A 7,792-nucleotide genomic window follows, 5' to 3' on the forward strand; every position below is an offset into this window, starting at 1 on the left:
AACCTTTTCTGCCCATAGAAAAACTCCTCCTTAGGTAGGCAAGCTTTGATTATTTGCTTGTCTACCCAAAGAGGAGTATATCCAATAAATGATTTTGTTTGTCCTTCATCATATTTTCCTCCAGATTAGATCAGGCCATATGTTCCTGCAAAAAGCGCATTTCATCATCCGTCGCTTGTTGTGCTAATTCATCCTTTTGACTAATCAGAAAAACATGCCCGCGAGGATGATCGTCATCACCATACATTTTAAAAACGTGTTCAACTTTCTTGGCAGTTAAGAATCCATCGAGCTTAGCCGCGTTATTACGCAAAAAGTCCGCTGTCGCCGTACAAATGAATGTTGGCAGATAATTTTTCTGAATGTAGTTTTCTGCCATAATCTGTTCTCGTTGTTGACGGATGATGCTGGGAGTAAAGTATGCAGCAACTGCACCTGTCACCATGCCTTCGTCTAGCGGAAATGCCGCCGCACTATTGAGCACGACTGCGCGAAATTTCAGATTAGTTAGCTCGTAACCAAACTTGGACCGATATTCCGGATTAGTCAGAATCGTTGCATACTGCTCGGCCATCTCACCACCTGCACTGTCACCAATCAAGAAAACATTATTACTGTCTAGGTTATATTCGGCTGCATGTTCCGCTACCCAATGAATATAACGATCTACATCATCCAATTCACCTGGAAAAGTCACATCTGGGGCCAAACGATAGTTAGGGTTAACGAAGGCAAATCCTCGTTGGGCCCAATTCAGACCATAAAATTGATAAGTTTCTTTAGTGCCATAACACCATCCACCACCGTGAATATTGATAATCACAGGCAATGGTTTAATGACCTTAGTAGGCCGATATAAATCCAACAAATGCCACTTGGGGTCAGGACCATAACTTAGATTATCTAATCTCTCGACACCAGCCATTTCACGAGGTAACCCAGCGTCACGCGCATCATCATTTTTCTTAAATGCGGTTCGCAATTCAATTATTGACCGACTCAATTCTTTTGATATCATTGTAAGCGCCTCCATTTATTGGCTCTATCATAAAAAAACTACTAGCCGATTAATATAGCAATATCAACCAGTTAGTAGCAGAATCTAAACCTCTTTCAGAACATCGTCCATAAACAGTTAGTCTAATGTATGTTCAGTTTTGTAAATTGTCGCTGCAGTTTGATGATACACCGCTTGAAAAGCATGATTTAGGGCACGCGTACTTGGAAAACCGTTCATCGTCGCAATTGCGGTCAAATTTCCACGCTGACCTAGCAGATCTTCATAGGCATGTTGGGCACGCACCAAACTAATATATTCTCCTACCGTCATCTCCATATGTTGCTTAAAAAAGCGCGTCAAATATTCCTTGGTCACATTAATCTGTTGCGCGATGTCTGATAAGCTAATTGGCTGTGTATAATGTTGATTGACGTACATGGTAATTTTTTGAATTCGCTCAACAATCTGAGGTGCTTTCCCATAAATCACACCAGAACTTGCCTTAGCCGTCGTAAAATAGATCAATAAGCGTTGGAGGATTGCAGTTGTTAGCGCCTCAATTCGTAGGTTCGTATACGCAGTTGACTGTTGTAACGCGAGTGCTAGTTGATATAAATCTCCCTGTAAATCTAGGTATACCGCCGACTGCTGCTCTGAAAAATACGCTGGTTCGTTAATCGCGATTACTTCATGCTCAATGGACGGATAAAGTCGATGCACATAATCGTACGGATAGATTATTGATAACGCACAACTATTTGCTGTATTGATCGTTCGAACGCTATGAATTAGTTGTGAATTCACAACTAATATTGACCCTGATTTAGACTGATAATCTCGACCATTGATTGTAAAATCGTCAATGTGACCACTGAGCGTATACGAAAGTTCGATACCTTGATGCCAGTGTGGCGCAATTCGCTGTGGCGCCTTAGAATCGTGCAAGTGAACCCAAGCTGATAAGGGCTGTGTACGCGTGACTATTTCATGTTGAAATCTTGTTGACAAGTACGCTACCTCCTTAGCGATTAGTGCTGGCACCCATTCATCCGTTTAACATGCTATTATTCAAATACCTAGAACTTGCAAAAATAAACATCTGAATTGACAATTATTAACCAGACACTTAATAACACTATGGTAAAATAAAAACCGTGATTATCGCAAGGATAACCACGGCACGAAACGAATTGGCTTGAATATACGTGCTATATATTACTTCGTTTCATACCCATTATAACAGATAAAAGTTACGATGGCTTTTCATAGTGGTTACATTCATAAATTTTTAAAACCCACGTTTACCAGAATAAAACATCTCACCAGAGTTTAGATTACATAGTAGAAAGGAAGCATCTCAACATGGTAAAAATTGCAGTCCTATCTGACGTTCACGGTAACGCTACTGCACTCGAAGCAGTCTTAGCAGACGCCCAGAAACAACACGTTGACGAATACTGGACAGTAGGCGACATGACCGTTCGCGGGCCAGAATCGGAGCGCTGTCTCACCTTACTAGACCGCGTTCACCCCACCGCCTACGTTCTCGGAAATCACGAGGAAAACTACCAAAAAGTAATGGCAGCCAATCCCAACACGTTTACTAAACCCAAACAAATTATGGCAACGGTTCTCACCGCTTTTGATCGGCGCCAGCTGAGTTCGACACACTTTGAACGGTTACTGAACTTACCAATGACAGTCATCAAACACGTCGGCCCGTTAACCATCCGTCTCCAACACGTTTTACCGACCGTCGCTAGTGGACACGCGCTCGCACCAACTGCCAGTCAGGCCAACTTTGACCAAGCCGCTGAAGGCGATGTCGATATCGTCATCTACGCGCACACACACCAGCCCATCATGCGCTACGCAACCACGGGACAGTTGATTCTAAACGCCGGGACAGTTGGTCTTCCGACTGCCATTAATCCCCACCTACGCCAACCACGAGCAAACTACTTGCTTCTGACAATTGATGAGACTGGCCTCCAGCATGTTGATTACCGCGCCGTAGATTTCGATTGGCAGCGTGCTATCACGATTGCGCAAAATACCCACTTACCCTACTTCGAATTCTATGAACAAACTTTGCGGACTAATACTTACCAATATGCACCGAGTGCGGTCGCTGCTTATAATACGCAACATGACATGGCCCGAGAAGCGCGCAAGATTTTACTTGAAAATCGTCACTGAAAATCTCCTAAGAATCGGTAGAAAATAGTTTCATTTTTCTAAAAATTCTGTATACTTTTAAAAGTCGATTACTGCTTCGGCAGTCAATCGCTGTTCAAGAGAGGAGCTAGAATTATGTACTTTAAAAAAGCGACCCTCGATGATCTCGATACGATCATCGACATTCTGAGTGACGGCCGTAATCAACTTGCTGAAGCTGGGGTCAACCAGTGGCAAGGCGACTACCCGTCTCGCAAACAAATCACGGCCGACATCATGCAAGGATCAGCATACTTATTCAATGCCGACGACAACGCAACGGTCGGCGCTGTCGCTGTCGTGCCTTCACCAGACGAAACTTACGATACTGCGAAGGCCGAATGGTTAAATACCACGGCACCTTACGTCGTGATTCACCGAGTCGCGATTCATTCTAGCCATGCAGGTCATGGTTATGCCACTCAATTATTCGAAAAAATCATTGCTCATATTGCTGCGGATCATCCTGAAATCAAGAGCATCCGTATCGATACTCATGCCGACAATCAAGCGATGCAACATCTGATTGCAAAGATGAACTTCAAGCGAGTTGGCGAAATGGTCGGTGTATACCATGTCGATGACGTTTGCTACGTCTATGAAAAAATGCTCTAATTAATCTGAGAACCTGACCACTTGTGGCAGGTTCTTTTTTTACGATCAAATCCAATCAGTCATGCTAAATGACTACTCGTTTGCGGCAGTTGTCACAGCTAAGTCCTTTTGCTCAGCAAATACACAACGAGTGGCTGTTTGATTCTTATAACCGGCGCACTAGTTGCAGCCCGATTAAGACAAGCTTGGCTTCATTTTTGTAACAAAGTCGCCAGTGCTGCATACCGTTTGCGCCAGTCCAAAATAGTTAGCGACTCACAGGGTTGCGTTAATAGCCAATCCAACTGTGCTTGCCGGTCAGGCTGATCTAAGAAGACGTAACTCCGCGGCGTAACAAAGTTTTCAAACTGACGACGTAACTGTGCCAACGGAATGTTAGGTAAGGTTGTAAAAGCCGTAATCGGTAACGCCAATCCGACTTTAGCGCCTTCAAAATAAGCCGCGGTGGTTGTGGGCGCGTCATGCTGTAACAATGCGCCCACAAGCGCTAATTGTTCAGGCACGAGTTGCATGCCCTGATCACAACGCAAAAAGAGTTGAATTCCCCCATTAGCCCCTGTCGTATAGACAAATGCTTGAAACGGACGTGCAAAAAAACGCCGACGATATTCCAGAATCTTGGTGCCATTGATAATCGCTTGTGTTGGTTCTGGATGCAACGAAAATAATAATGTTGGCCGCTTTGGCAAGTAATAATCTTTAATCGTTGGCATGGTGCCACCCCTCCTTCACTAATTAGCACTAAGTATACCCCATTTGCGAGCGTGCGCCAACTAATCGTGATTTGCAAAAACACGAACTATAAATAGTTAACAAACAATATTATTCTGATTTTATCCTAAATTTACTGGATTCAAACCCTAATCAGTCGTATATTATTCGTATAAACAAAAAAGGCGGTATTAATATGCATTGGTTGGCGGATCTATTGGCAGCAATCGGGGTCGTTTTAAACGGGATCCCACAAGGAATTATGGCGATGAGTCTCGGTTTTGCGGTCTTTCCGACTGCATTTTCATTCGGATTAGTTGGTTTAATCAACGGCGTGGCTAGTTCAGTTGCACCGGTTTCATTTCAAGCGGAATCCCTCGCACTAGTCGGGCACCTGGGACACGATTTACGCGAACGGTCGTCGATTATCTTTTTAGGTGCGAGTATGATGTTCGTGATTGGCTTGACCGGTACTCTGCCGCTCATCGTTCATAGTCTGGGCAATCAGCTTATGGCAGCGATGATGGCAGGAGTTGGCCTGATGTTGGCTAAAATCGCGTTGCAAATGGCGCACGAACAACCCCAATTTGGGTGGCTGTCAATCGGCTTGGCGGGTGTGACTTATTTGATCAGTAAAGATTTAGTATGGACAATTGCCGTATCAGTGATTGGAACCAGCTGTTACGCAGCGACGACACATTATCGCGTCGCACTACCGGAACACGTGACGACCCGCAAATTACAATTTGTCAGACCACAGTTCAGTTTTAAAATCCTGCGAGGTGCTCTGAGTCTAGCTTGTCTTAATATCGGTGCTAACCTCTCGTACGGCTTAATTACTGGCCAAATGACGGGACAACACCCCAACCCGGTCAATCTAAATCTACTGACTAGTAGCCAGGCATTAGCAGACCTGGAAACTAGCCTTCTGGGTGGTGCGCCAGTAGAAACGATTATTTCCGCGACAGCCAGCGCGCCTGAACCAGTAATCGCGGGTATCCTAATGATGTTGATCATGATGCTGATTCTATTACTGGGATGGCTGCCAAAGCTGGGAAAAGTTGTGCCTAGCACTGCAATCGCCGGTTTTTTGTTTATCTTAGGGACCATTGTCATTTTCCCGGAAAATGCAACCACCGCTTTGCACGGCTCGTCAAGTACGGTTGCAGGCGTAACGCTCGTCGTGACCGCCCTTGTCGATCCATTCGCGGGGCTAATGACCGGGGCACTCCTAAAATTTGGTTTACCATTAATTGGATTGGGGTTATAAATATGCAAACTTATCAGTTAACATTAGGATCGCTGACACGGCAGTTACCATTGATTCGATTAAATGCCACGACTAGCATCGCCTCTTTCGTTCTATTGGGCGACGCTGAGCTGACCGACTATGCTGCCCGTCAGCTCAGTCAACGGCTAACTACCACTAAATTTGATTATTTAGTCACGATGGAAAGTAAGGGCATTCCGCTAGCCCAGGCACTAAGCCAGGCCACAAACCACCCTTGCTTTATCGTTTTACGTAAGAATCGTAAGGATTACATGCAGCACCCGCTTATCGAACCGGTAAGCGCAATTACGACCAGCACCCCACAACAGCTAGTTTTAGACGGTACTGACGCCGCACTAATCAATCATAAGCGCGTTATCATTATCGACGACGTCATTAGCAGTGGGGGTTCGTTGACAGCTGCCAACGCCCTCCTACACCAAGCTGGCGCCCAAGTGGTCAAGCAGATGGCAATTTTAGCAGAAGGCGCCGCCAGCGAACGAACAGATATCGATTTTTTGGCACCGTTACCGTTATTTGACTAGCTGCGATTCAGAAACACATTACAACTCACTAGCGAGTCACAAAGCAGAACAAGCACCATGGACTTAAACCAACTATTTCAGTTATCACCGAGTGCAACGAGCAAGTTTTAGATGAATTGATTCATTTTAAAGACCTACCATAATATGAAAAGCCCTATGTTAGCATGATTTATGCTAATACAGGGCTTTTCGATGCTTACGAGACTATTTCTACGTTCATATTCATGCAATGCTAATATTGTAAATTTATTCTTTGCAATTGGAAAGTTCACCCAAAAATCATTTTGCCTATTTTCGCATGATTCTAAGAATACAAAAAAGCCGTTATATCAACGATATAACGACTTCTTAAAGGTACTTAGAGCTTCCTGAAAACCTCTTAGTACCGGCGATCGGGGTCGAACCGATACTCCCTCAACGGGAACTGGATTTTGAGTCCAGCGCGTCTGCCAATTCCGCCACGCCGGCAAAATAATAACTAGATGGAACATAAATCTGATCAGGATTATAACCTTTTCAGGAAAGGCGGTAACCGGATTTGAACCGGTGATGAAGGTTTTGCAGACCTCTGCCTTACCACTTGGCTATACCGCCATCATTTATTGCCCAAACCCAACTGGGTTAGCTGGATTCGAACCAGCGCATGATGGAGTCAAAGTCCATTGCCTTACCACTTGGCTATAACCCAATCAAAGGGCGGTAGGTGGGAATCGAACCCACGCGTGCCGGAGCCACAATCCGGTGCGTTAACCACTTCGCCACTACCGCCATCATGGCAGGGATAGTAGGAGTTGAACCCACACCGACGGTTTTGGAGACCGTTGTTCTACCATTAAACTATATCCCTATAAAGAATGGAGGGGAGTGGATTCGAACCACCGAACCCGAAGGAGCGGATTTACAGTCCGCCGCGTTTAGCCAGACTTCGCTACCCCTCCATAAATGGCGCGGGACGGAATCGAACCGCCGACACATGGAGCTTCAATCCATTGCTCTACCGACTGAGCTACCGAGCCATATCATTCTTCATGATGGAGTCTATTAAATTATTGATGAGTAACTCTCATCAGATGGAGGATACAGGGCTCGAACCTGTGACCCTCTGCTTGTAAGGCAGACGCTCTCCCAACTGAGCTAATCCTCCATAATGACCCCTACGGGATTCGAACCCATGTTACTGCCGTGAAAGGGCAGTGTCTTAAACCACTTGACCAAGGGGTCATATTTATTATATCTAACTAACGGAGAGTAAGGGATTCGAACCCTTGAAACAGGTATAACCCGTTTACAGCATTTCCAATGCTGCTCCTTCAGCCACTCGGACAACTCTCCATGGCTTACCGTAGATAACTCCGACAGGCGGGCTCGAACCGTCGACATCTTGATTAACAGTCAAGCGCTCTACCAACTGAGCTATGTCGGAATAATCGCATG

The 7,792-nt window shown here is 45.1% G+C and carries 7 protein-coding genes and 11 tRNA genes; 4 read left to right on the forward strand and 14 right to left on the reverse strand.

What is annotated here, in order from left to right:
• Positions 1–130: 130 nt before the first annotated feature.
• Together ACOV1R_RS15345 and ACOV1R_RS15350 are read right to left on the reverse strand one after the other, a co-directional pair.
• Entirely contained in the window at positions 131–1,018 is an 888-nt protein-coding gene (locus ACOV1R_RS15345) for an alpha/beta hydrolase (protein ID WP_054519179.1), read from the reverse strand.
• A 117-nt stretch (positions 1,019–1,135) separates the two neighbouring features.
• On the reverse strand, positions 1,136–2,008 hold the full coding sequence (locus ACOV1R_RS15350; protein ID WP_097558272.1) for an AraC family transcriptional regulator: 873 nt from the start codon (positions 2,006–2,008) through the stop codon (positions 1,136–1,138).
• Positions 2,009–2,362: 354 nt separating this feature from the next.
• Here ACOV1R_RS15350 and ACOV1R_RS15355 point away from each other — a divergent pair, with 354 nt between their 5' ends.
• Entirely contained in the window at positions 2,363–3,199 is an 837-nt protein-coding gene (locus ACOV1R_RS15355) for a metallophosphoesterase family protein (RefSeq protein WP_045351925.1), read from the forward strand.
• A gap of 114 nt (positions 3,200–3,313) precedes the next feature.
• Complete coding sequence (locus ACOV1R_RS15360) at positions 3,314–3,832, forward strand: GNAT family N-acetyltransferase (protein WP_003643199.1); 519 nt, start codon at positions 3,314–3,316, stop codon at positions 3,830–3,832.
• Positions 3,833–4,023: 191 nt separating this feature from the next.
• Here ACOV1R_RS15360 and ACOV1R_RS15365 read toward each other — a convergent pair whose 3' ends face one another.
• The gene (locus tag ACOV1R_RS15365; protein WP_003643200.1) at positions 4,024–4,545 is read right to left on the reverse strand and encodes a hypothetical protein; all 522 of its coding nucleotides are present in this window, start codon (positions 4,543–4,545) and stop codon (positions 4,024–4,026) included.
• 194 nt (positions 4,546–4,739) lie between these two features.
• Here ACOV1R_RS15365 and ACOV1R_RS15370 point away from each other — a divergent pair, with 194 nt between their 5' ends.
• Complete coding sequence (locus ACOV1R_RS15370; RefSeq protein ID WP_054519177.1) at positions 4,740–5,813, forward strand: hypothetical protein; 1,074 nt, start codon at positions 4,740–4,742, stop codon at positions 5,811–5,813.
• A 2-nt stretch (positions 5,814–5,815) separates the two neighbouring features.
• Complete coding sequence (locus ACOV1R_RS15375) at positions 5,816–6,358, forward strand: phosphoribosyltransferase family protein (protein WP_128485051.1); 543 nt, start codon at positions 5,816–5,818, stop codon at positions 6,356–6,358.
• 383 nt (positions 6,359–6,741) lie between these two features.
• Here the strand turns inward: ACOV1R_RS15375 and ACOV1R_RS15380 are convergent.
• From ACOV1R_RS15380 to ACOV1R_RS15430, 11 genes are all read right to left on the reverse strand, one after another.
• Positions 6,742–6,826: transfer RNA gene (locus ACOV1R_RS15380), tRNA-Leu, on the reverse strand.
• 55 nt (positions 6,827–6,881) lie between these two features.
• Positions 6,882–6,952: transfer RNA gene (locus tag ACOV1R_RS15385), tRNA-Cys, on the reverse strand.
• Positions 6,953–6,974: 22 nt separating this feature from the next.
• A tRNA-Gln gene (locus ACOV1R_RS15390) sits at positions 6,975–7,046 on the reverse strand.
• 7 nt (positions 7,047–7,053) lie between these two features.
• Positions 7,054–7,126, reverse strand: a tRNA-His gene (locus ACOV1R_RS15395).
• A gap of 5 nt (positions 7,127–7,131) precedes the next feature.
• Positions 7,132–7,205: transfer RNA gene (locus ACOV1R_RS15400), tRNA-Trp, on the reverse strand.
• Positions 7,206–7,213: 8 nt separating this feature from the next.
• A tRNA-Tyr gene (locus ACOV1R_RS15405) sits at positions 7,214–7,296 on the reverse strand.
• A 5-nt stretch (positions 7,297–7,301) separates the two neighbouring features.
• Positions 7,302–7,374: transfer RNA gene (locus ACOV1R_RS15410), tRNA-Phe, on the reverse strand.
• 55 nt (positions 7,375–7,429) lie between these two features.
• Positions 7,430–7,502: transfer RNA gene (locus ACOV1R_RS15415), tRNA-Val, on the reverse strand.
• Positions 7,503–7,506: 4 nt separating this feature from the next.
• A tRNA-Glu gene (locus ACOV1R_RS15420) sits at positions 7,507–7,579 on the reverse strand.
• 21 nt (positions 7,580–7,600) lie between these two features.
• Positions 7,601–7,690, reverse strand: a tRNA-Ser gene (locus ACOV1R_RS15425).
• 18 nt (positions 7,691–7,708) lie between these two features.
• Positions 7,709–7,781, reverse strand: a tRNA-Asn gene (locus ACOV1R_RS15430).
• Positions 7,782–7,792 lie beyond the last annotated feature (11 nt).

This window comes from Lactiplantibacillus sp. YT640, from assembly GCF_049745435.1.
Taxonomy (GTDB): domain Bacteria; phylum Bacillota; class Bacilli; order Lactobacillales; family Lactobacillaceae; genus Lactiplantibacillus; species Lactiplantibacillus plantarum.

Excerpts from the sequence above, each read along its gene's own strand:
- ACOV1R_RS15355 (WP_045351925.1), top strand. The coding sequence starts at position 2,363 with ATGGTAAAAATTGCAGTCCTATCTGACGTTCACGGTAACGCTACTGCA.
- ACOV1R_RS15345 (WP_054519179.1), bottom strand. The coding sequence starts at position 1,018 with ATGATATCAAAAGAATTGAGTCGGTCAATAATTGAATTGCGAACCGCA.
- ACOV1R_RS15360 (WP_003643199.1), top strand. The coding sequence starts at position 3,314 with ATGTACTTTAAAAAAGCGACCCTCGATGATCTCGATACGATCATCGAC.
- ACOV1R_RS15375 (WP_128485051.1), top strand. The coding sequence starts at position 5,816 with ATGCAAACTTATCAGTTAACATTAGGATCGCTGACACGGCAGTTACCA.
- ACOV1R_RS15365 (WP_003643200.1), bottom strand. The coding sequence starts at position 4,545 with ATGCCAACGATTAAAGATTATTACTTGCCAAAGCGGCCAACATTATTA.
- ACOV1R_RS15370 (WP_054519177.1), top strand. The coding sequence starts at position 4,740 with ATGCATTGGTTGGCGGATCTATTGGCAGCAATCGGGGTCGTTTTAAAC.